Here is a 23993-nt window from a genome sequence, read left to right as displayed (position 1 = left end):
TTGGCCTTCTTGATCGCGCCCGCGATCGCCTTCGAGTCCACCGCGTCCACGATCAGCGCGTCGACCTTGTTGGTGATCATCGTGTCGACCTGCTGCGTCTGCGTCGTCGCGTCCTGCTTCGCGTTCGCGTAGACGACCTGGCCCTTGCCGTTGGTCAGCTCGCTGACCTTCTTCTCGATGAGCGGCTTGTCGAACTTCTCGTAACGCGCGGTCTGGTTCTCCGGCAGGAGCAGACCGATCTTGATCGCGTCGCCCTTCTTGGAGCCGGTCGACTCCGTGGTCTTGTCGCCCGACTCCTTGGCGCTTCCGCAGGCGGCAAGAGAGACGGCCATCGCGGTGGCGGCCACGGCCACGGCGGCACGACGCATACGCGTGTTCATTCTGGAACCTCCCTGACGAGGCCGCGACGTTGCGGCCGAGGTGGCTGGAAGTCAACTCGGCTGCAGGGCCACCGTCAAGGAGTAAATCCTTAACGAGATGACAACGGTGCCATCCGTTATCTAAGTGAAGGCAGGAGCCCCGGCAGGCAGAGCACTCTCCAACAGGGTCGAATCGCCCATTTCACTCAGTACCAGAGCCAGCGCGCCGAGCACCTCGGCGCGGCCGCCCAGGGCACCCGGAAGGACCGAAAGCTGGCGCGCCGCACTGGGGATGGCGTACCGCGACACGGAGTCCCTGATGGGCCCCAGGACCAGCTCCCCAGCCTCCGCCAGATCGCCGCCGAGCACCACCCGGCTGGGGTTGAGCAGATTGCAGAGGTTGGCGACACCGCTGCCGATGTGGCGGCCCACGTCCGCGACGACACGGCGGCATCCCGGGTCGCCCTCACGGGCCAGCTGCACCACGCGTTCCATGGTCAGATCGGCCCCGTGGCTGGACTGGAGCAGGGGCAGGACGTACCGGGCGGCGGTGAAGGTCTCCAGGCAGCCGCGGTTGCCGCAGCGGCACACCGGGCCCGACTCGTCCAGGGTGATGTGCCCGATCTCGCCGGCCGTGCCGCCCGGGCCCCGGTAGATCTGCCCGTCGATCACCAGACCGGCGCCCACACCGCTCGCCACCTTGATGTACGCCAGGTCCTTGACCCCGCGCCCGCTGCCCCACACCAGCTCGCCGAGCGCGCCCAGGTTGGCGTCGTTGTCGACGTACACCGGCACGCCCAGGCGGCCCGAGAGCTCCTCGCGGGGGTTGATGCCGGTCCAGCCCGGCAGGATGGCCGTGGAGCCCAGCGTCCCGGACTCGACGTCGATGGGGCCGGGCACGCCCAGGCCCACCCCGATGACCTTGTCCGGGCCGATGCCCGTGGCCGCGATCAGCCGGTTGACCAGCTCTTCCGCCCGGCCGAAGCCCTGGGCAGAGGAGGCGTCCACGTCCAGCGGCTCGGCCTCCTCGGCGAGCACCTGGTGGGCCAGGTTGCCGACCGCGACGCGCAGGTGGGTGTGGCCGAAGTCGACGCCGATGACGATGCCCGCGGAGCCGCTGAGCGAGACGCTGCGGGCCCGTCGGCCACCCGCCGAGGTGGGTCTGACCTCGACGGTTCCGCCGTCCTTCAGTTCCCGAACGATATTGGAGACCGTGGCCGCGGAGAGCCCCGTGGTCCTGGCGATCTCGGCCTGGGTGAGCGAGCCCGCCATGCGCACCGCGCGTACGACCCGCTCCAGATTGGCCCGGTGCAATGACGTCTGCGACCCCGGAGTCTCCATCGACTCATCCACTCCTGCCGTAGGCAGGCGGCACGACGGCCGCCCCCGCACGGAGCCGCAGCTTTGAGGCCCCGCCCTATCTCCAACATGTGAACTCTAAGCTGAGCCTTTCGGGTTGTCTCCCGTCAAGACCTGAGCCGTGGGACATAGCACGGGACCGCCCGTCGGCGTGTCGCCGACGGGCGGTCCCGTGGTGGATACGGAGCGTGACGTACCGCTATTTGAGTGCTCCCGCGGTGAGTCCGGCGACGACCTGGCGCTGGAAGACGATGTACGCGGCGAGCACCGGCAGCATCGCCATCACCAGGCCCGCCATCAGGCCGGACCAGTCGCCCTTGTATCCCTGGCTGGTCGCGAGCTCGACCAGGCCCTGGGAGAGCACCCGCTTGTCCGGGTCCGTGTTGAGGACCGTCGGCAGCATGTACTGGTTCCACTGCCCCAGGAAGTTGAAGATGCCCACGCTGATCAGACCCGGACGGGCCATCGGCAGCATCACCTGGAAGAAGGTACGGGTGTGCGAGGCGCCGTCGATCATGGCCGCCTCGGCGACCGAGGTGGGCAGCGTCCGGAAGAACGAGGTGAGGAAGAAGACCGTGAACGGCAGTGAGTAGGCGATGTAGACCAGGATCAGCCCGTGCGTCGTGTTCAGCAGGCTCAGGTTGTTCATCACGTAGAACAGCGGCACCAGGGCCAGCATGATCGGGAAGCTCATCCCGCCGATGAACAGGTAGTAGATGAACCGGTTCCCGGGGAAGTCGAAGCGCGCCAGCACATAGGCGGCCATCGAGCCGAGCAGCAGCGTGCCGATGAGCGAGCCGCCCACCACCAGGATGGTGTTGAGGAAGTAGTCGCTCATATGGGCCTGCGTCCAGGCCCGCGACCAGTTGTCGAAGTGCAGCTTGTCCGGGAGGGCCCACGGGGTGGACAGGATCGAGTTGTCGTCCTTGAAGGACGCCATGAACGCCCAGAGCAGCGGGATGACGACCATGAACGCCCACAGGACGAGCACGCCGTGCGAGAAGACGTTGAGGACCGCGCCCTCGCTCTTCTTCTCCTTCTTCACGGGTGCCGCCTGCTTGGCCACGGGCGGGCGCTCCTCGGCGAGGTCGGCGGGTGAGGTGTCAGTGGTCATGAGAACTCCAGCCGCTCGCGCCGGCCCAGTCGCATCACGACCGCCGCGAACAGCAGCGTGACGACGAGCAGCGCGACACCGATCGTGGTCGCGTATCCGGCCTGACCGTCGCGGAACGCCGACTGATAGACGTAGAGCGGCAGGACCGTGGTCGAGTAGTCGGGCCCGCCCGGGCCCACCGTCATGATCTGCACGGAGGCGAACGCCTCGGCGCCCAGCGCCAGGATGCCCATGTAGACCCAGCCGGACTGCACGGTGTCCCAGAGCAGCGGCAGAGTGATCCGGAAGAACGTGGTGAAACGGCTGGCCCCGTCGAGCAGCGCCGCCTCGTAGAAGTCCCTGGGGATCGACGCCATTCCGGCCGAGAACAGCACCACGAAGAATCCGACCGTGGACCACACGAGCACAGCCATCACGCAGTACAGCGCCAGATCCGGATCACCCAGCCAGTTCGGCTGGACGCTTCCGAGACCGACCCCCTTGAGCGCGGAGTTGATCACACCGTTGTTGGGGTTGTACGCGAACTGGAAGAGCAGGGCGACGATCGCGATCGAGAGTACCTGGGGAAAGAAATACGCGATTTTGTAGAAGCCGGAGCCGCGCACTCCGGCAATGGCGGCGCCCTTTCGGCGCCGCCCGCCGACATTGAGCATGAAGGCGAAGAACAGCGCGAGGCCCAGCGTCACCAGCGGCAGCAGCAGGACGAACAGCAGACTGTGCCGCAACGACTTCCAGAAGATGTCGTCGTCGAACATCCGCTTGTAGTTGTCGAAGCCGACCATCTTGAAGTCCGGGCTCAGACCGGTCCAGTCCGTGAACGAGTAGTAGATGGACTGGACGAACGGCCAGATGACGAAGAGTGAGTACAACGCCAGTGGGAGTACCAGAAATCCCACGATGAACCGGTACTTGCCGTGTTGCATGGTTACCGACCCCGATCTTCTAGCGGGTGCCGCCGCTGGAGACGCTTGACCACTGCCGCTACTTCTTGTGCTTGTAGTGCTTGATGTTCTGGTCCTGGGCGGCCTTGTCGGCGTAACCCTGGATCTTCTTGATGGTTTCGGCCGGGGTGGCGCGGCCGGCCATCATCTCACCGAGACCGGCGACACCGATCTGCTCCTTCTGGAGCTTCACGTACCAGTCCTGGAGCCGCGGGTTGACGACGTTGGTGCCGGCCTTCTTCAGCGCGTCGACACCGGACTGCAGGGCCGTCGACAGGGCCAGGCCGTCCGTGCCGCCGTTGAAGGCGGAGAGCGACTTCACCTGGGTGGTGAAGTTCTTCGAGGAGGCCTCGCTGAGCATGATGCGCAGCTGCTCCATGCCGCCGGTCGGGTTCTTCGCCTTGGCCGGGACGATGAAGGGCTCGCCGCCGGACGCCCAGATGGTGCCGAACGGCATCTTGTCGTTGCCGTCCAGGCTGGAGGGGGCGCCCACCATCATCTTGAAGTCCTTGGGCGTGGTGGGAGCGGCCTCGTTCTCCACCCACGAGCCGTTCGGGATGAACAGCGCCTGCCCCTTGGTCCAGGCGGTCTGCGACTGGATGTGGGTCATGCCCGGGGTGCCCTGGAGGATGTAGCCCTTCTTGAAGAGCTCGTAGTACGCCTCGAACGCGGCCTTGACGGCCGGGTGCTCCCAGGCCTTCGGCTCCAGGTTGTCGATGGCGTCCAGGACCTCGCGGCCGCCGATCTTGGCGATGAAGGGGTAAAGCGAGAACGGCAGGTAGTACGGGTACTTGCCCGGATAGGTCCAGCCCGCGATGCCCTGCTTCTTGGCCTTCTCGCACAGGGCGAGCATCTCGTCCCAGGTCTCCGGGTACTTCGCGTCGAGCTTGTCGAGCGCGGTCTGCGAGTACCAGACGCCGTACACGGTGTACGCGTAGTAGAAGATCCAGCACTGGTCGCCGTCGAACTGGCCCATCTCGACGATGCCGGGCCGCAGCGTGTCGCGGACCTTCTTGTTCGGGTCGTCGATGGAGGGCGCGTCCAGGAGCGGGGTCAGATCGGTGAGCTGGCTCTTTCCGACCAGGACGCCCATGTCCATCTGCTCGGCGCCCGAGTTGTCGATCAGGTCCGGCGGGGTGCCGCCATTGAACTTGGGCTGAAGCTCCGACTGGATCTTCTGGGTCTTGTGGAAACTGATCTTCGCCTTCGGGAAGGCCTTCTGGTAGACGGCGTTCGCGTCGGTGGCGTACTTGGTGCCGAAACCGCCGTCGAAGATGACGACGTCGAGCGGGGCCGACTCATTCACCGCGAGCGGGTTCTTGTCGGACTTGGTGCCCTTCTCTACCTTCTTGTCGCTGCCGCTGTCGCCGCTCGCGCAGGCGGACAGGAAGCCCATCGCCGGAACGGTGATCAGACCGAGCGCCGCGGACCGCTTGATCAGATCGCGACGGCCCAGGCCCTCATTGCTGTCGTGGGCGGAGGTGGATCCCATGCTCAAGTCCTCGCCTTCTCCAGGACTCAGGCGGTGTACCGGTCGCCCGTACCAAATCGCCTGCAGGCGAAGGGCCCCGCCACCGCGGTCAGTTGTGCTGAAGCTTGGGTAGTGCAGGGTACGCAGCGGATACGTCGGACATTGCGGAGGATGACGTGCCGTTGCTTCCCCGACGTCCCCCGTCCCCCGAGCCCGCCGGTTTCCCGGCGGAGCGGACGCCGACAGGTATAGTCCACTTTCCGTCAACTGAGCAAGATCGAAAGCACGGTTGGACGGCATCCTTTCCCGAGTTGAGACCTCCTGGATATCTGATGGCGGAGCGCGGTGGGCCGGACCCCCGCGACACTCTCGCGGCGCCCCGAAACGCCCAGGCCATTCGCCTTCAACGCCCTTGACACCGCCTACGACTTGCCTTCCTACTGGATCCTGCATTTTCTCCCTGACAACGTTGTCCAGATCGTATGACCGGCCCGCCCCCAGTCACCGCCGGGGCTCGGTCTGTCATGCGCCCGCCAACAGAAAGGCCCCGCATGCTGCCCAGATCCCGGCTCCGACAAGGGCCGGCGGCCGCCCTCGCGGCGGCCTCCTTCCTGCTCGTGGTGACGGCCCAGTGGGCCGCGTCGGCCCAGGTGGCCTCGGCGCAACCCACCTCGACCGGCCAGGAGTTCCGTACGTCGTTCGAATCCGGCCAGCCTCAGCCGGACTGGCGCAACACCGTGGATACGGGCCCGGACGGGAGGAAACGCACGTCGGGCGTCGACGGCGGATTCACCAGCGGCATACCGGGCAACGTCACCGACAGGGTGACGGCGGTACGGGCGAGCGCCGAGAACGACGGCTCGGGCGAGGTGAAGGAGAACCTCGTCGACGGCCAGCCGAGCACCAAGTGGCTCGCCTTCCAGCCCACCGCCTGGCTGGAGTTCGATCTCGACAGCCCGGTCAAGGTCGTCACCTACGCGCTGACCTCGGCCAATGACGCGGCACCCCGCGACCCCAAGGACTGGACGCTGAAGGGCTCGGCGGACGGCAGCACCTGGACCACGCTCAACACCCGCTCGGGTGAAACGTTCAGTTCGCGCTTCCAGACCAAGACGTACGACTTCGCGGGCTCCACGGCGTACGCGCACTACCGCCTGGAGATCACCCGTAACGGCGGAGCGGACATCACCCAGCTGGCCGATGTGCAGTTCTCCAACGGGGACACCAGCACGCCGGTTCCCCCGGACATGCTGACGCTGGCGGACCGCGGCCCCGGCGGCTCGCCCACCGCCAAGGCCAACGCAGGATTCACCGGAAAGAGGGCTCTGCGTTACGCCGGTACGCACAAGGCGGACGGGCGGGCCTACTCGTACAACAAGATCTTCGACGTGGACACCCGGATCGGCCGGGACACCGTGCTCGACTACAAGATCTTCCCGTCGATGCCGGAGACCGACCTCGGCTATCCCGCCACGAACGTGTCGGTGGACCTCGCCTTCACCGACGGCACCTATCTGAGCGACCTGAAGGCGATCGACGCGCACGGCGGCCTGCTGACCCCGCAGGGCCAGGGCGCGGCGAAGACGCTCTACGTCAACCAGTGGAACCAGGTGACCTCGCGCATCGGGGCGGTGGCGGCGGGCAAGACGGCGGACCGGATCCTGGTGGCGTACGACTCGCCCAAGGGCCCGGCGAAGTTCCAGGGCTGGATCGACGACCTCGCGATCGCCCCGAAGAAGCCCGAGAAGCGTCTGGCCCACCTCGCCGACTACGCGCTCACCACCCGGGGGACCAACTCCAGCGGCTCCTTCTCGCGGGGCAACACCTTCCCGGCGACGGCTGTCCCCAACGGGTTCAACTTCTGGACCCCGGTGACCAACGCGGGCTCGCAGGACTGGCTGTACGACTACGCGCGGCGCAACAACGCCGACAACCTGCCGACCCTCCAGGCGCTCTCGGCCAGCCACGAGCCGAGCCCCTGGATGGGCGACCGGCAGACCTTCCAGCTGATGCCGTCGGCGGCCGCCGGCGCCCCGGACGCCTCGCGCACCGCACGCGCGCTGCCGTTCCGGCACGAGAACGAGAGCGCGAAGCCGTACTACTACGGCGTCACCTTCGAGAACGGCCTCAAGGCCGAGATGGCGCCCACCGACCACGCCGCGACGATGCGGTTCACCTATCCCGGTGACGACGCGAGCGTCGTCTTCGACAACGTCAACAACAACGGCGGCCTCACCCTGGACCCGGCCACCTCCTCCTTCACCGGCTACTCCGATGTGAAGAGCGGTCTGTCCGAGGGCGCCACCAGGCTCTTCGTCTACGGCGTCCTCGACGCGCCGGCCTCCGCGGGCGGCAAGCTGCCCGGGGGCGGCGGCGCGGACGTCACCGGCTATCTGCGACTGAGGCCCGGCAAGGACCACACTGTCACCCTGCGGCTCGCGACTTCACTCATCAGTGTGGACCAGGCGAAGGCGAACCTCGCCGCCGAGATCCCGCCCGGCACGTCCTTCGAGCGCGTACGGGACCGGGCACGCCAGGCGTGGGACAGGATCCTGGGCCGGGTCGAGGTCGAGGGCGCGAGCCACGACCAGCTGACGACGCTCTACTCCTCGCTCTACCGGCTCTACCTCTACCCGAACTCCGGCTTCGAGAAGGTCGGTTCCAGGAACCAGTACGCCAGCCCCTTCTCCCCCGGCACCGGCCAGGACACCCCGGCGCACACCGGCGCGAAGATCGTCGACGGCAAGGTGTACGTCAACAACGGGTTCTGGGACACCTACCGCACGACGTGGCCCGCGTACTCGCTGCTCACCCCGGGGCGGGCGGGCGAGATGGTCGACGGGTTCGTCCAGCAGTACAAGGACGGCGGCTGGATCTCGCGGTGGTCCTCGCCCGGCTACGCGGACCTGATGACCGGGACCAGCTCGGACGTGGCCTTCGCCGACGCGTATGTGAAGGGCGTGAAGTTCGACGGGGAGGCGGCCTACGAGGCCGCGCTGAAGAACGCGACCGTCGCCCCGCCGTCCGCGGGGGTCGGCCGCAAGGGCATGGACACCTCGCCCTTCCTCGGCTACACCCCGACCTCCACGCACGAGGGCCTCTCGTGGTCCCTGGAGGGCTACCTCAACGACTACGGCCTGGCGAAGATGGGCGAGGCGCTTTACAAGAAGACGGGCAAGTCGCGCTACAAGGAGGAGTCGGCGTACTTCCTGGGCCGCGCCCAGAACTACGTGAAGCTCTTCGACCCCCAGGCGGCGAGCGCCGGGGCGGGTGCGCCCGGGTTCTTCCAGGGCCGGGACGCCAAGGGCGAGTGGCGGGTGCCGAGCGGCACGTACGACCCGCGGGTGTGGGGGTACGACTACACCGAGACCAACGGCTGGGGTTACGCGTTCACCGCCCCGCAGGACTCGCGCGGGCTCGCCAACCTCTACGGCGGGCGCGCCGGTCTGGCGAAGAAGCTCGACGCGTTCTTCGCCACCCCGGAGACGGCCTCCCCCGACTTCGCGGGTTCGTACGGCAGCGTCATCCACGAGATGACGGAGGCGCGTGACGTGCGGATGGGCATGTACGGCCACTCCAACCAGGTCGCCCACCACGTGACGTACATGTACGACGCGGCCGGGCAGCCCTGGAAGACGCAGGAGAAGGTCCGCGAGGTCATGAACCGCCTCTACACGGGCAGCGAGATCGGCCAGGGCTACCACGGCGACGAGGACAACGGCGAGCAGTCGGCCTGGTACCTGTTCTCCGCGCTCGGGTTCTATCCGCTGGTGATGGGCAGCGGCGAATACGCCATCGGCTCACCGCTGTTCACCAAGGCGACCGTGCATCTGGAGAACGGCCGCGACCTGGTGGTCAACGCTCCGAAGAACAGCTCCCGCAACCTCTACGTCCAGTCGCTGAAGGTGAACGGCAAGGCCTGGACCTCCACCGCGCTCCCCCACTCCCTGCTGGCCCGGGGCGGCACGCTGGACTTCGCGATGGGGCCGCGGCCTTCGGCCTGGGGCACGGGTGAGAAGGCGGCGCCGGTGTCGATCACGCACGACGACAAGGTGCCCACGCCGCCGGCCGACGCGCTCTCGGGCAGCGGCCCGCTCTTCGACGACACCTCGGCGACGGCGGGCACCTTCGACTCCGTCGAGCTGCCGGTGGCCTCGCCCACGCGCGCGGTGCGGTACACCCTGACGTCCGCCGACCGCGCGAAGGCCCCCAAGGGGTGGGTGCTCCAGGGGTCTTCGGACGGGACGAAGTGGGTCGATCTGGACAGGCGCTCCGGTGAGTCCTTCGCCTGGGACAAGCAGACCCGGGTGTTCGGCGTGGCCCGGCCCGGCTCGTACGCGCACTACCGGCTGGTGCCGACGGGCGGAGCGGCGACGCTGGCGGAGATCGAGCTGCTGCGCTGAGAGCCCCAGCGGGCGGGCTCACGTATCGAGTTGGCTGCTTTTACCTCAAGCCGATTGACATGTAAAGGAGTCATGGCAAGATTCCGGTGAAACCCGTGGCGCGTCTCGTCTGCTGAGGCGCGCCACGTCGCATCTGAGCCTCATGGATCATGGAGAACTACGTGGCCAAGAATCTGGCCAAGGATCCCGGGACCGCCGGAACTTCCGAGACTTCCGGAAGTTCCGGGGCTTCCGGCAGCAAGCGGAGCCGGATAGCCTCCCGGCTCGGCGCCGCCGTGGCCGCCACAGCCCTCGTCGGCGCCGGTGCGACCGCGGCCGTCGCGGTCGACCCGCCGAAGCCGTACACCGCCGCCACCTCGGCGCCGTCCGGGTCGGCGCTCGCGCGCTCCGGCGCGGTGTCCTCCGCGCCCAGCCCCGAGGCGCCGCAGTACGACCTGTTCGCCGCGGACCGCGCCAACACGCTGTACGGCTACATCCGTGACGGCGGCGGCGCCCTCAGCCCGCGCGCCAAGATCGACACGGGCTGGGACGCCATCAAGTGGACGACCCAGGTCGACCACGACGCCGACGGGTACGCCGACGGCTGGTGGGAGTGGGACAAGAACGGCACGATGTACTACGCCCCGGACGACTCCGACACCCCGTGGACGGTCGGCGGCGGCTGGAACACGTACAACCTGGTGGTCTCGCCCGGCAACCTGGGCGGCGCGGCGGCCGGCGACCTGCTCGCCCGCGACACCACGGGCACGCTGTACGTGTACCTGGGCTACGGCACCGGCAAGGTGGCGAGCCGCTACAAGGTCGGCGGCGGCTGGAACACGTACAACCAGATCGCGGGCAACGGCGACCTGACCGGCGACGGCAAGGCCGACATCGTCGCCCGCGACGCGTCGGGCACGCTGTGGCTCTACAAGGGAACGGGCAACTACAAGGCCCCGTTCGAGGGCCGCACCAGGATCGGTGGCGGCTGGAACACGTACAACGCCCTGTTCTCGATGGGCGATCTCGATCTGGACGGCACGACCGACCTCATCGCGCGCGGCAACGACGGCTCCCTGTGGCGCTACTCGGGCACGGGCAACGCGGCGGCGCCGTTCGCGGGCCGCAAGAACATCGGGACGAGCGGCTGGAACACGTACCGGCTGTTCTTCTGATGCCTTGACCTGTTGCGCGAAAGGGCCGCACTCCCGGAAGGGGGTGCGGCCCTTTCCGTTGCTCCTGCGTCCACCCTCTGTCGCGGTTCCGCACTCAAACAGATTGACATGTAAAGGAGTTGTGTCAGGATCTCGATGATCGCGTGACGTATCCCGGCGCACGGTTCACAGGCGTGCCCGGTGCCGCGTCATGGCTCATCGACTCAATGGAGAGATACGTGGCCAAGACTTCTGGCCGTACGCGTGGGCGGAGAGCCGCCGCCCGTCTCGCTGCCGCGGCGGTTGCCGCCGCCCTCGTCGGCACCGGCGCCTCCGCGTTCGCGGCCGACAACCCGACCCCGTCCGCCTCCACGTCCGCCAAGGCGTCGGTGAAGGCAGCCGCCGCCAAGGCCGCCGCGCACGCCGCGGCGAAGGGCGCCGCCGCCAGGCACGGCGTCACGAAGGCGGACGGCGACCCCAACGGCGCCTACCCGGTCTTCCCGCTCATCGGCGTGGACCGCTCCGGCAACAGCTACGCCTATGTGCCGGACTTCGAGGGCGGTTTCTCGCCCCGGATGCCGCTGGACGAGGGCCAGGGCGGCGTGAAGAACGGCGCCCAGGTCGACAACGACGCCGACGGCGCCGTGGACGGCAGCTGGAAGTGGGACGCCAAGGGCACGATGACGTACGAGCCGTACGCCGAGCTGGAGAACACCACGGTCGGCGGCGGCTGGAACATCTACAACACCCTGCTCTCCCCGGGCAACCTGGGCGGCGCGGGCGCCGGCGACCTCCTCGGTCGCGACTCGTCCGGCACGCTGTGGCTGTACCTGGGGTACGGCAACGGCACGCTCACCTCGCGCTACAAGGTGGGCGGCGGCTGGGGCCAGTACACGGCGCTCGCGGGCAACGGCGACCTCACGGGCGACGGCAAGGCCGACATCGTGGCGCGCGGCGGCGACGGCACGCTGTGGCTCTACAAGGGCACCGGCAACTACAAGGCCCCGTTCGAGCCGCGCACGAAGATAGGCGGCGGCTGGAACATCTTCAACGCCCTCGTCTCCTCGGGCGACGTGGACCTGGACGGCACCACCGACCTGCTCGGCCGCGACGCGGCGGGCGCGCTGTGGCTCTACAAGGGCACCGGCAACGCCGCCGCCCCGTACAAGCCGCGCGTGAAGATAGGCAACGGCGGCTGGAACACGTACCGGCTGCTGTTCTGACGCCTTCTCCGCACGGCGGACGGCCGACGGCCGACGGATGACGGATGACGGATGACCGGAGGGCCGCCTTCCCGTTTGGGAAATGCGGCCCTTTCGGGCGTTTTCGGGGTACGGCGGATGAACAAGGGTCAAGAATGAGCTGTTGTCTTGGTCCCCTTTGGCGGTGGGCGGGTTGACAGGTAAAGGAGTCGTGAAACGATTCCGCTGAACTCGTGACGCGGCTCGACACCCGAGCCGCACCACGTCTCAATCACGACCAATGGAGACATACGTGGCCAAGATCTCTGGCCGTAAGCGTGGACGGATAGCTTCCCGTCTCGCTGCCGCGGCGGTTACCGCCGCCCTCGTCGGCACGGGCGCCTCCGCGTTCGCCGCCGACAACCCCTCGGCGAAGGCGTTCAAGGCCCCCGCGGCCAAGCCGGCCAAGGGCGCGCTGGCCAAGGCGCAGGCGTCGGACGTGGGCGACGCGCCGGTGTTCGGGCTGTACGGCATCGACAAGTCGGGCGGCGTGTACTCCTACGCCCCCGACGGCAATGGCGGTCTCGAGTCGCGCACGCCCGTGGACACGGGCTGGGACGGCATCAAGACGGTCAACCAGGTCGACCAGGACGCCGATTCGCTTCCCGACGGTGTCTGGGAGGGGGACTACAACGGCAACCTGTACTACGCCAAGAACGACGGTAGCGCCCCCTTCAAGATCGGTGGCGGCTGGAACACCTACAACACGCTGCTGTCCCCGGGCAACCTGGGCGGCGCGGGCGCCGGTGACCTCCTCGGCCGCGACGGCTCGGGCAACCTGTACCTCTACCTGAGCTACGGCGACGGCAAGATGACGTCCCGCTACCTGGTCGGCGGCGGCTGGGGCCAGTACACCCAGCTCGCCGGCAACGGCGACCTGACCGGTGACGGCAAGGCCGACATCGTCGCGCGCGGCGGCGACGGCACGCTGTGGCTCTACAAGGGCACCGGCAACTACAAGGCCCCCTTCGAGGGCCGCACGAAGATCGGCGGTGGGTGGAACACCTACAACGCGATCTTCGCTCCGGGCGACATCGACCTGGACGGCAAGGCCGACCTCATCGGCCGCGACGCCGCGGGCGCGCTGTACCTGTACAAGGGCACCGGCAACGCCGCTGCCCCGTACCAGGGCCGCGTGCAGATCGGCACGAGCGGCTGGAACACGTACCGGCTGTTCTTCTGATCGACCGTAGTACCTCACGTCTGACGTGACGAAGGGCCGTACCGCTTCGGCGGTGCGGCCCTTCGGCGTCTCCGGCTGCGCCGTCAACCGGCCGTGACGATTCCCGCACAAACCTGTTTGGAAGATGTGAGAAACCCGTGAAACGATCTCGTTGATCCTATGGCGGGCCGCACGTCGTGTGGCACGCCATGTCTCAACAACTCCATGGAGAAATACGTGGCCAAGACTTCTGGCCGTAAGCGTGGACGCATAGCCGCGCGCCTCACCGCCGCGGCGATCACCGCCGGGCTCGTCGCGACGGGTGCTTCCGCTGTCGCGGCCGAGAATCCCGTCAAGTCCGCCAAGGACGGGGCCGCCAAGGCACACGCCCCGGCCGGCCTGCGTTCGTCCGCGGTCGCTGACACCACGCGGAACGCGCTCTACGGCTTCGCCGGCAACGGCTACCTGTACAGCTACGCGCCGGACGGCAAGGGCGGCCTCGGTGCCCGCGTGAAGTCCGGTGAGAACTGGGGTACCGAGAAGGACCTCACCCAGGTCGACCACAACGGTGACGGCCACTCGGACGGCATCTGGTACCGCAGCTCCGACGGCTACCTCCGCTACTTCATGTGGGACGTCGGCGAGTTCACCGTCGGCGGCGGCTGGAACACCTACAACCACATCTGGTCCGTGGGCAACCTCGGCGGCGCCGGCGCGGGCGACCTGCTCGCCCGCGACGGCAGCGGCAACCTGTACATCTACCTCGGCTACGGCGACGGCAAGCTGACGTCCCGTTACAAGGTCGGCGGCGGCTGGGGTCAGTACACCCAGATCGCCGGCAACGGCGACCTGACCGGTGACGGCAAGGCCGACATCGTGGCGCGCGGCGGCGACGGCACGCTGTGGCTCTACAAGGGCACCGGCAACTACAAGGCCCCCTTCGAGGGCCGCACGAAGATCGGTGGTGGGTGGAACACGTACAACACCCTCGTCTCCACCGGCGACGTCGACTACGACGGCAAGACCGACCTCATCGCCCGCGGCAACGACGGCACCCTGTGGCGCTACTCGGGCACGGGCAACGCGGCGGCTCCGTACAAGTCCCGCGTGATGATCGGCACCGGCGGCTGGAACACGTACCGCCTGCTGTTCTGATCCGACCGGCTCTTCTCTGAAGCGCCGCGCATGACGAAGGGCCGCACCCCGGAGACGGGGTGCGGCCCTTCTGCCGTGCCGGCAGAGCCAGATCCTCAGCTACGGATCAGGTTCCGCAGCACGTACTGCATGATGCCGCCGTTGCGGTAGTAGTCCGCCTCGCCGGGGGTGTCGATGCGGACCACCGCGTCGAACTCCACGCCCGTGTCCGTCGTGACCTTCACCGTGCGCGGCGTCGTGCCGTCGTTCAGCTCGGTCACGCCGGTGATGGAGAAGGTCTCCTCGCCGGTCAGGCCGAGGGAGGAGGCCGTGGCACCCTCCGGGAACTGGAGCGGGAGGACGCCCATGCCGATGAGGTTCGAGCGGTGGATGCGCTCGTAGGACTCGGCGACGACGGCCTTGACGCCGAGCAGCGCCGTGCCCTTGGCGGCCCAGTCGCGGGACGAGCCCGAGCCGTACTCCTTGCCCGCCAGGATGACCAGCGGGATGCCGGCGGCCTGGTAGTTCTGGGAGGCGTCGTAGATGAAGGAGACCGGCGCGCCGTCGACCGTGAAGTCGCGGGTGAAGCCGCCCTCCGTGCCCGGCGCGATCTGGTTGCGCAGGCGGATGTTGGCGAACGTGCCGCGGATCATGACCTCGTGGTTGCCACGGCGCGAGCCGTAGGAGTTGAAGTCACGGCGGTTGACGCCGTGCTCCGTGAGGTACTTGCCAGCGGGAGTGTCGGCCTTGATCGCGCCGGCCGGGGAGATGTGGTCGGTGGTGACCGAGTCGCCCAGCTTGGCCAGGACGCGCGCGCCCGTGATGTCGGCGACCGGGGTCGTCTCCATCTGCATGCCCTCGAAGTAAGGGGGCTTGCGGACGTAGGTGGACTGCGGGTCCCACTCGAAGGTGTTGCCGGTCGGGATCGGCAGCGCCTGCCACTGGGCGTCGCCCGCGAAGACGTCCTGGTAGGACTTGTTGAACATGTCCTCGCCGATGGCGTTGGCCACGACGTCGTTGACCTCGGCCTCGGTGGGCCAGATGTCCTTCAGGAAGACCGGGTTGCCGTCGGCGTCGGTGGCGATGGCGTCACGCGTGATGTCGACCTTCATCGAGCCCGCGATGGCGTACGCGACGACCAGCGGCGGGGACGCCAGGTAGTTCATCTTGACGTCGGGGTTGATCCGGCCCTCGAAGTTGCGGTTGCCGGAGAGCACCGAGGTGACCGCGAGGTCGTGCTCGTTGACCGCCTTCGAGATCTCCTCGTCCAGCGGGCCCGAGTTGCCGATGCAGGTGGTGCAGCCGTAACCGACGAGGTTGAAGCCCATCTTGTCCAGGTACGGGGTCAGGCCGGCCTTGTCGAAGTAGTCGGTGACGACCTTCGAGCCGGGAGCCAGGGTCGTCTTGACCCAGGGCTTGCGCGACAGACCCTTCTCGACCGCCTTCTTCGCGACGAGGGCCGCGGCCACCATCACGTACGGGTTCGAGGTGTTGGTGCAGGAGGTGATCGCGGCGACGGTGACGGCGCCGTGGTCGATCTCGTACGTCGAGCCGTCGGCGGCGGTGACCAGCGTCGGGCGGCTCGGGACGCCGTTGGCGGAGGCCGGGGCGTCGGAGGCCGGGAAGGACTCCTTGCCCGCCTCGTCGTCGTCCTCGACGTAGTTGCGCACGTCCTGGGCGAACTGCTCGGCGGCGTTGGCCAGGACGATGCGGTCCTGCGGGCGCTTGGGGCCGGCGATGGAGGGGACGACCGTGGAGAGGTCGAGCTCCAGCTTCTCGGAGAAGTCGGGCTCGGCGGCCGGGTCGAGCCAGAGGCCCTGCTCCTTGGCGTACGCCTCGACGAGCGCGACCTGCTGCTCGTCACGGCCGGTCAGACGCAGGTACTTCAGCGTCTCGCCGTCGATCGGGAAGATCGCGGCGGTGGAGCCGAACTCCGGCGACATGTTGCCGATGGTGGCGCGGTTGGCCAGCGAGGTGGCGGCGACGCCCTCACCGTAGAACTCGACGAACTTGCCGACGACGCCGTGCTTGCGCAGCATCTCGGTGATCGTGAGGACCAGGTCGGTGGCGGTGGTGCCCGGGTTCAGCTCGCCGGTCAGCTTGAAGCCGACGACGCGCGGGATGAGCATCGAGACCGGCTGGCCCAGCATCGCGGCCTCGGCCTCGATGCCGCCGACGCCCCAGCCCAGCACACCGAGGCCGTTGACCATGGTGGTGTGCGAGTCGGTGCCGACGAGGGTGTCGGGGTAGGCCTGGCCGCCCCGGACCATGACCGTGCGGGCCAGGTGCTCGATGTTGACCTGGTGGACGATGCCGGTGCCCGGCGGGACGACCTTGAACTCGTCGAACGCGGTCTGGCCCCAGCGCAGGAACTGGTAGCGCTCCTTGTTGCGGCCGTACTCCAGCTCGACGTTCTGCGCGAAGGAGTCCTTCGTGCCGAACTTGTCCGCGATCACGGAGTGGTCGATGACCAGCTCGGCCGGGGCCAGCGGGTTGATCTTCGCCGGGTCGCCGCCGAGCTCCTTGACGGCCTCACGCATGGTGGCGAGGTCGACGACACAGGGCACGCCGGTGAAGTCCTGCATGATCACGCGAGCCGGCGTGAACTGGATCTCCTGGCTGGGCTGCGCCTGGGAGTCCCAGCCGCCGAGCGCCCGGATGTGGTCGGCGGTGATGTTCGCGCCGTCCTCGGTACGGAGCAGGTTCTCCAGCAGGACCTTCAGGCTGTAAGGGAGGCGCGCGGAGCCCTCGACCTTGTCCAGCCGGAAGATCTCGTACGACTCGTCGCCCACCTGCAGCGTGCTGCGGGCGTCGAAGCTGTTCGCCGACACGACAGTCTCCTTCATATATGTGCGCGTTCCACCGCATCCTGCCGTCACGCTGGATAGCCAATCCGCTAAGGTAAGGCTAAGTTAGGTCACCCTTACCGCCACCTTCGACGATGGCGTGCGGCCGCGGTGCGCCTCGGCAGATATCTCGATGTCGAGATAACTCTAGTACATGGGCGGCCGCAGGTCATGCGCGGGCACGCCCCGCACGCGCACGCGGGCCATCCGCGAGGCCCCCGGACGGATGCACTCCGGTTGCCCCGGCACCCGTACCGCCCGACCCTGAAAGTGACGGTGCTTCACACAGCCCTCACCCTGACGGCGCACCCCAACAGGAATCTCATCTCATATGTGAGATAACCTGCCGCCATGTCAGACGACTACCTCGTACGCATCGGCAAGCTCATCCGTGACGCCCGTCAGCACCGGGGCTGGACACAGACGCAGTTGGCCGAGGCTCTGGGCACGAGCCAGAGCGCCGTGAACCGTATCGAGCGCGGGAACCAGAACATCAGCCTTGAGATGATCGCCCGCATCGGTGAAGCACTCGACAGCGAAATCGTCTCGCTCGGCTATGCCGGACCCATGCATCTGCGGGTGGTCGGCCGGCGCCGGCTCTCCGGCTCCATCGACGTCAAGACGAGCAAGAACGCCTGCGTGGCGCTGCTCTGCGGCTCGCTCCTCAACAAGGGCCGTACGGTACTGCGCCGGGTGGCCCGTATCGAGGAGGTCTTCCGGCTCCTCGAAGTCCTCAACTCCATCGGCGTGCGCACCCGCTGGATCAACGACGGCGTCGACCTGGAGATCGTGCCCCCGGCCGAGCTCGACCTGGACGGCATGGACGCGGAGGCCGCCCGCCGGACCCGCTCCATCATCATGTTCCTCGGCCCGCTGCTGCACCGCATGGACCGCTTCCGGCTGCCGTACGCGGGCGGCTGCGACCTCGGTACGCGCACCATCGAGCCGCACATGATCGCGCTGCGCCGCTTCGGCCTGGACATCACGGCCACCGAGGGCATCTACCACGCCGAGGTGACGCGGACCGCCCCGGACCGCCCGATCGTCCTGACCGAGCGCGGCGACACGGTGACCGAGAACGCGCTGCTGGCCGCCGCCCGCCACGACGGCGTCACCGTCATCCGCAACGCCTCCTCCAACTACATGGTCCAGGACCTCTGCTTCTTCCTGGAGGCGCTGGGCGTACGGGTCGACGGCGTCGGCACCACCACCCTGACCGTGCACGGCGTGCCGAACATCGACGTCGACGTCGACTACTCGCCGTCCGAGGACCCGGTCGAGGCGATGAGCCTGCTCGCCGCCGCCGTGGTCACCGAGTCGGAGCTGACGATCCGTCGGGTGCCGATCGAGTTCCTGGAGATCGAGCTCGCGGTCCTGGAGGAGATGGGCCTGGACCACGACCGCTCGGCCGAGTACGCCGCCGACAACGGCCGCACCCGGCTGATCGACCTCACGGTCCGCCCCTCCAAGCTGGAGGCGCCGATCGACAAGATCCACCCGATGCCGTTCCCCGGGCTCAACATCGACAACGTGCCGTTCTTCGCGGCGATCGCGGCGGTGGCCCAGGGCAAGACCCTGATCCACGACTGGGTCTACGACAACCGTGCGATCTACCTCACGGACCTCAACCGCCTCGGCGGCCGCCTCCAGCTCCTCGACCCGCACCGGGTGCTCGTCGAGGGCCCGACCCGCTGGCGCGCGGCGGAGATGATGTGCCCGCCCGCGCTGCGCCCGGCGGTGGTGGTCCTGCTCGCGATGATGGCGGCCGAGGGCACGTCGGTCCTGCGCAATGTGTACGTGATCAACCGCGGGTACGAGGATCTGGCGGAGCGCCTCAACTCGGTGGGCGCGCAGATCGAGATCTTCCGGGACATCTAGCGGCAAATCCCCCAGACCGTGCGGCGGCTGGTCCCGTACGTCCGGCCATCGGTCCCCGGTCCCCGGTCCCCGGCCCCTGAGATCGTCCCCGCCGGGCGGCCTCAGGGACCGGGGGTCACGCCGCCCTGGAGGCGTTCCAGGTCCGCCGGGCGGACCTGGATGGCCAGCAGGGCGATCACCGCGGCCACGATCGCGAAGATCGCCGCCACGATGAAGGCAGTGGAGACCCCGGAGGCGAGCACCTGGTCGCTCCAGGGGCGCGGGAGCTTGCCGGTGTGCTGGAACATCAGGCGCTGGGCGGGGGTCGCCTGGTGCAGGAACTTCGGCACCTGGTCGGTCGCCTCGTTGCGGCTGGCCGTGCCGAAGACGGTGACCAGGATGGACAGCCCCAGCGAGCCGCCCACCTGCTGCGTGGCGTTGAGCATGCCCGAGGCGGCGCCCGTCTCGTGGACAGGCACGCCCGAGACGGCCATCAGTGTCAGCGACACGAAGTTGAGGCCCATGCCGAGGCTGAAGATGAGCATCGGCCCCAGGATGCTGCCCGCGTACGTGGAGTGGATGTCGGTGAGCGTCAGCCAGGACAGCCCCGCCGCGGCCAGCACCGACCCGGTCACCATGAACGGCTTGGGGCCGAACTTCGGCAGCAGTTGCGAGGCGATCCCCGCGCCCACCGCGATGACAGCGCTGACCGGCAGGAAGGCGAGTCCGGCCTTCAGCGGGCTGAAGCCCAGCACGTTCTGCACGAACAGCGTGAGGAAGAAGAACATGCCGAAGATCGCGGCGGCGAGGCTCAGCATGATGCCGTAGGTGCCGGCGCGGTTGCGGTCGGCGAACATGTGCAGCGGGGTGATGGGCCGCTCCGAACGCCGCTCGACCAGGTAGAAGAGGGTGAGCAGCAGCACCGCGGCGCCGAACGACCCCAGTGTGTACGGATCGCGCCAGCCCTCCTGGGCGGCGCGGATGAAGCCGTAGACCAGCGCGGTCATGCCGAGGGTCGAGGTGAGCGCGCCGGCGAAGTCGAAGTGGCCGGGATGCCGCTCGGACTCCTTGATGTGCCGGGGCGTGGCGATCACGATCAGCGCCGCGATCGGCACGTTGACGAAGAACACCCAGCGCCAGTCGAGCCATTCGACGAGGATGCCGCCGGTGAGCAGGCCGATCGCGCCGCCGCCCGCGGAGACCGCCGCGAAGACACCGAACGCCCGGTTGCGCTCGGGGCCTTCGGTGAACGTGGTGGTGATCAGGGCCAGCGCGGTCGGCGAGGCGATGGCGCCGCCGACGCCCTGGAGGGCGCGTGCGGCCAGCAACTGGCCGGAGCTCTGGGAGAGTCCGCCCAGCAGCGATGCGATCGCGAAGAGCATGACGCCGAAGACGAAGACCCGCCGGCGCCCGAGGATGTCGCCGGTGCGGCCGCCGAGCAGCAGCAGCCCGCCGAAGGTGAGCGTATAGGCGCTCACCACCCAGGCCAGGCTGGTCGTGGAGAAGTCCAGGGCTTTCTGGATGTGTGGGAGAGCGATGTTCACGATGGTGATGTCGAGTACCACCATCAACTGGCACGAGGCGATGACCAGGAGCGCGATGCCCTTGCCGCCGCCTCCGCGGTCGGGGGCGGCGGTGTCGGTCGTGGGTGTCGGCTGCGAACTCGTCATGGCGGACCTTGCCCTCGCACGAGGGACAGTGGACGGTCCCGTCCACCTCTCGACACTAAGCCCGGCCCCTGGGCCTCACCAGTCGATCACATCCCGGCCACCCCAACGGCCCGCCGCCGCCCCGCAGTCGTCACCGTGTGCAGGTCAGCGGTTGCCCAGCGTGCGCTTGGGGCGCGGCTCCACGGGCTCCTCGCGGGCCTGCGCCCACAGCGAGCGGACGTGGCCGAGGTGGCGGGCCATGCACTCCTCGGCGGCCCGTTCGTCGCCCGCCACCATCAGGTCCAGGAGCTCGATGTGCTCCTCGGCGGACGAGATGAGCTGGCCGCGCTCGTCGAGCCTGGTCAGCCCGTAGAGCCGGGAGCGCTTGCGCAGGTCGCCGACGGTCTCGACGAGCCGCTCGTTCCCGGCGAGGCCGAGGAGCTGGAGGTGGAAGCGGCGGTCGGCGTCGAGATAGCCGATGAGGTTGTGGTCGCGCGCGTGGGCGACGATCTCCTCGGCGACGGGCCGCAGTTCCTCCAGCTGCTCCACGGTGGCCAGCTGGGTCACCTTGCCGACGGTGGGCACCTCGATCATCGCGCGGAGCTCGGTGTACTGGTCAAGGTCGCGCTCGCTCACCTCGGTGATGCGAAAACCCTTGTTGCGTACGGGTTCGACGAGTCCCTCGCGGGCCAGGTCCAGCATCGCCTCGCGGACCGGGGTGGCCGAGATGCCGAAGTCGGCGGCCAGCCCCGGGGCGGAGTAGATGTTGCCGGGGCGGAGTTCACCGGCGACCAGGGCGGCGCGCAGGGCATGGGCGACCTGGTCGCGCAGGCGTTCCTGAGCCGTGATGAGATTGCGCTGCTTCAGGTCGCCCATGGCACTTCCTCCGTGAATCCGCGGAGGCTCAGCGTACAATGTCATGTTGCCCTTGTCGGGTGGCACCGTGCACGGTGCAAGGCCGCCGCCACGGCCAGATCCTCCCAGGCCATGCCCACACTTTTGAAGAGGCGGGGGCGGTCGGGTGCGACGGGGGCCCGCCCGCTGACGAGCTCGGCGAGGGTGCCCGTGATCTGACCGGGCCCGATGGCCCCCTCGTTCAGCGGGATCAGCAGGTCCCCCGCCTCGCGCAGCGCCGCCGCCCGCGACTCCACGTACACCGCGGAGCGCCGCACCAGCGCCGTATCGGTCTCGCGGGCGCCCGTCTCGTGCGAGCCGACCGCGACCACGGTGGCCCCGTCCGCGACGAGGCGCCCGTCGAACAGCGGGTCGCGCGCGGTGGTGCAGCAGATGACGAGGTCGGCGTCGCGGACGTCCTGCGGGGCGCCGCCCCGCGCCTCCACGCCCAGCGTACGGGCGTAGGCCACCAGCGCCTCGACGGCCTCGGGGCTGCGGGCGACCACGGTGAGGGACTTCAACTCCCGTACGGCCAGGGCCGCTCGCAGATGTCCGTACGCCTGCGGGCCCGCGCCGAACAGGACCAGGCGGGCGGCGTCCGGCGCCGCCAGGTGCGCGAGCGCGACGGCGGAGACGGCCGGGGTGCGCAGGGTCGTCAGGGCCGCGCCGTCCAGGAGGGCGAGCGGGAGCAGGGTCGCGCCGTCCAGGAGCAGATAGCTGCCGGTGATCCTGGGCAGGCCGCGCGCCGGGTTGGCCGGGGCGACGCCTGCGATCTTCACCCCCGCGTACGCCCCGGAGGCTGCGGGCATCAGCAGCAACTCCCCCGCCGCGACCGGCAGGTTGACGCGCGGCGGATCCGACTCGGGGTCGAACCCGCCGCGCAGCACGCCCGCCACCGCCTCGGCGGCCGCGGCGGGCGTGAGCAGGCGTGCGATCTCCTCCGCGCCGATCAGGTCGAGGCCCGCAGCGGTCGCGGCGAGGTCCGGACCGGTCGGGGCGGGGTCCGGGCCCGTCGCGGCGAGGGCCGCGCCGGTCCGGGCGAGGCCCCCGTCAAGCACTTCTCCAGGCCCCCTCACAGCAGGAAGCCCGCCGGGAAGGGGTCCGCCGGGTCCAGGAAGTACTGGGCCGTCCCGGTGATCCAGGCGCGGCCGGTCACCGTCGGCACCACCGCCACGAGCCCGCCGACCGTGGTCTCCTCGACGAGCCTGCCGGTGAACTCCGTACCGATGAAGGACTCGTTGACGAAGTCGCGGTGGAGCGGCAGTTCGCCCCGGGCATGCAACTGCGCCATCCGGGCGGAGGTGCCGGTGCCGCACGGCGAGCGGTCGAACCAGCCCGGGTGGATCGCCATGGCGTGCCGCGAGCGGACCGCGTCCGAGCCCGGCGCGGTGAGGTAGACGTGCTTCACCCCGCCGATCTCCGGGTTCTCGGGGTGCACCGGCCGGTCGACGGCGTTGATCGCGTCCATGATCGCGAGTCCGGCGGCGAGCAGGTCGTCCTTGCGCGCCCGGTCGAAGGGCAGCCCGAGGTCGTCGAGGTGGACGAAGGCGTAGAAGTTACCGCCGTACGCGATGTCGTAGGTGACCGTGCCGTGGCCCGGCACCTCCACCTTGCGGTCGAGCCCGAGGCAGAAGGAGGGCACGTTGGTGAGCGTGACGGACTTCGCCTCGCCGTCCTCCACCCGCACATCGACGCTCACCAGGCCGGCGGGGGTGTCGAGGCGGACCGTGGTGACCGGCTCGGTCACCGGCACCATGCCGGTCTCCACCAGCACGGTGGCCACGCCGATGGTCCCGTGACCGCACATCGGCAGCAGCCCGGAGACCTCGATGTACAGGACGCCGTAGTCGGCGTCGGGGCGGGTGGGCGGCTGGAGGATCGCGCCGCTCATGGAGGCGTGGCCGCGCGGCTCGTACATCAGCAGCGTGCGGAGGTCGTCGAGGTGGTCAAGGAAGTGGAGCCGCTTCTCGGCCATGGTGGCGCCGGGGATGACACCGACTCCGCCGGTGATCACCCGGGTCGGCATGCCCTCGGTGTGCGAGTCGACGGCGTGGTAGACGTGACGTGTGCGCATGGTCAGCGGAGTCCTTCCGCGAGTGCCTTCTCGGTGGCCGCGCGGACCGCGGACTCCTGGTCCCCGGCGAGTGCGGCGCGCGGCGGGCGGACGGGGCCGCCGGGACGGCCCGCGATGTCCATGGACAACTTGATGGCCTGCACGAACTCGGTCTTGGAGTCCCAGCGCAGCAGCGGGTGCAGCGACTTGTAGAGCGGCAGCGCGCTCTCCAGGTCGCCGGCGACGGCCGCGCGGTAGAGCGTGACGGAGGCGGCGGGCAGCGCGTTGGGGTATCCGGCGATCCAGCCGACGGCGCCGGCGAGGGCGAGTTCGAGCAGGACGTCGTCGGCGCCGATCAGCAGGTCGAGGTCGGGGGC

17 protein-coding genes are annotated in these 23993 nt (G+C 68.9%); 6 read left to right on the top strand and 11 right to left on the bottom strand.

The window, feature by feature from the left end:
- The 5 genes from AB0G17_RS36320 to ngcE all read right to left on the bottom strand — a co-directional run.
- Positions 1 to 380 (bottom strand): substrate-binding domain-containing protein (locus AB0G17_RS36320; RefSeq protein WP_361392224.1); only part of this gene is annotated, 380 nt, incomplete at its 3' end.
- Positions 381 to 500: 120 nt separating this feature from the next.
- Positions 501 to 1700: an ROK family transcriptional regulator gene (locus tag AB0G17_RS36315; protein WP_361392221.1), complete on the bottom strand. Its 1200-nt coding sequence runs from the start codon at positions 1698 to 1700 to the stop codon at positions 501 to 503.
- A 217-nt stretch (positions 1701 to 1917) separates the two neighbouring features.
- Positions 1918 to 2832 (bottom strand): carbohydrate ABC transporter permease, encoded by a 915-nt coding sequence (locus tag AB0G17_RS36310; RefSeq protein WP_361392219.1) that lies wholly within the window; start codon positions 2830 to 2832, stop codon positions 1918 to 1920.
- Positions 2829 to 3755 (bottom strand): sugar ABC transporter permease, encoded by a 927-nt coding sequence (locus AB0G17_RS36305; protein ID WP_361392216.1) that lies wholly within the window; start codon positions 3753 to 3755, stop codon positions 2829 to 2831. The genes AB0G17_RS36310 and AB0G17_RS36305 overlap by 4 nt, the downstream gene beginning before the upstream one ends.
- A 58-nt stretch (positions 3756 to 3813) precedes the next feature.
- Complete coding sequence (ngcE, locus tag AB0G17_RS36300; protein ID WP_361392213.1) at positions 3814 to 5265, bottom strand: N-acetylglucosamine/diacetylchitobiose ABC transporter substrate-binding protein; 1452 nt, start codon at positions 5263 to 5265, stop codon at positions 3814 to 3816.
- Positions 5266 to 5795: 530 nt separating this feature from the next.
- Between ngcE and AB0G17_RS36295 the strand changes: the two genes are divergently transcribed.
- The 5 genes from AB0G17_RS36295 (at position 5796) to AB0G17_RS36275 (ending at position 14338) form a co-directional block, all read left to right on the top strand.
- Positions 5796 to 9647 (top strand): GH92 family glycosyl hydrolase, encoded by a 3852-nt coding sequence (locus tag AB0G17_RS36295; protein ID WP_361392210.1) that lies wholly within the window; start codon positions 5796 to 5798, stop codon positions 9645 to 9647.
- Positions 9648 to 9796: 149 nt separating this feature from the next.
- Positions 9797 to 10801 (top strand): VCBS repeat-containing protein, encoded by a 1005-nt coding sequence (locus AB0G17_RS36290; protein ID WP_361392207.1) that lies wholly within the window; start codon positions 9797 to 9799, stop codon positions 10799 to 10801.
- 218 nt (positions 10802 to 11019) lie between these two features.
- Positions 11020 to 12003 (top strand): VCBS repeat-containing protein, encoded by a 984-nt coding sequence (locus tag AB0G17_RS36285; protein WP_361392204.1) that lies wholly within the window; start codon positions 11020 to 11022, stop codon positions 12001 to 12003.
- A 271-nt stretch (positions 12004 to 12274) separates the two neighbouring features.
- Positions 12275 to 13204 carry a VCBS repeat-containing protein gene (locus AB0G17_RS36280; protein ID WP_361392201.1) on the top strand — a complete coding sequence of 310 codons (930 nt, stop codon included), beginning with the start codon at positions 12275 to 12277 and terminating at the stop codon, positions 13202 to 13204.
- A 216-nt stretch (positions 13205 to 13420) separates the two neighbouring features.
- Positions 13421 to 14338 carry a VCBS repeat-containing protein gene (locus AB0G17_RS36275; protein ID WP_361392198.1) on the top strand — a complete coding sequence of 306 codons (918 nt, stop codon included), beginning with the start codon at positions 13421 to 13423 and terminating at the stop codon, positions 14336 to 14338.
- A 95-nt stretch (positions 14339 to 14433) separates the two neighbouring features.
- Here the strand turns inward: AB0G17_RS36275 and acnA are convergent, their stop codons facing one another.
- Positions 14434 to 17148: an aconitate hydratase AcnA gene (gene acnA, locus AB0G17_RS36270; protein WP_361392194.1), complete on the bottom strand. Its 2715-nt coding sequence runs from the start codon at positions 17146 to 17148 to the stop codon at positions 14434 to 14436.
- A 366-nt stretch (positions 17149 to 17514) separates the two neighbouring features.
- Here acnA and AB0G17_RS36265 point away from each other — a divergent pair, with 366 nt between their 5' ends.
- Positions 17515 to 19041, top strand: coding sequence for a UDP-N-acetylglucosamine 1-carboxyvinyltransferase (locus tag AB0G17_RS36265; RefSeq protein ID WP_361392191.1), 1527 nt, complete (start codon positions 17515 to 17517; stop codon positions 19039 to 19041).
- A gap of 101 nt (positions 19042 to 19142) precedes the next feature.
- On the opposite strand, the gene AB0G17_RS36260 is transcribed toward AB0G17_RS36265, so the two are convergent.
- From AB0G17_RS36260 to AB0G17_RS36240, 5 genes are all read right to left on the bottom strand, one after another.
- Positions 19143 to 20690, bottom strand: a complete 1548-nt coding sequence (locus AB0G17_RS36260) for an MFS transporter (protein WP_361392188.1) — start codon at positions 20688 to 20690, stop codon at positions 19143 to 19145.
- Between the two features lie 144 nt (positions 20691 to 20834).
- Positions 20835 to 21545 carry a GntR family transcriptional regulator gene (locus AB0G17_RS36255; RefSeq protein ID WP_361392185.1) on the bottom strand — a complete coding sequence of 237 codons (711 nt, stop codon included), beginning with the start codon at positions 21543 to 21545 and terminating at the stop codon, positions 20835 to 20837.
- A 41-nt stretch (positions 21546 to 21586) separates the two neighbouring features.
- Positions 21587 to 22513, bottom strand: coding sequence for an ornithine cyclodeaminase family protein (locus AB0G17_RS36250; protein ID WP_361392227.1), 927 nt, complete (start codon positions 22511 to 22513; stop codon positions 21587 to 21589).
- Positions 22514 to 22635: 122 nt separating this feature from the next.
- Positions 22636 to 23637 carry a proline racemase family protein gene (locus tag AB0G17_RS36245; protein ID WP_361392182.1) on the bottom strand — a complete coding sequence of 334 codons (1002 nt, stop codon included), beginning with the start codon at positions 23635 to 23637 and terminating at the stop codon, positions 22636 to 22638.
- A 2-nt stretch (positions 23638 to 23639) separates the two neighbouring features.
- Positions 23640 to 23993, bottom strand: a 354-nt coding sequence (locus AB0G17_RS36240) for a dihydrodipicolinate synthase family protein (protein ID WP_361392179.1), incomplete at its 5' end; no start/stop codon positions are given.

This window comes from Streptomyces sp. NPDC023838 (assembly GCF_040639555.1).
In the GTDB taxonomy this organism is placed as follows: domain Bacteria; phylum Actinomycetota; class Actinomycetes; order Streptomycetales; family Streptomycetaceae; genus Streptomyces.
The sequence above is the reverse complement of the archived record's forward strand: the minus strand, read 5'-3'. Positions and strand labels throughout refer to the sequence as shown.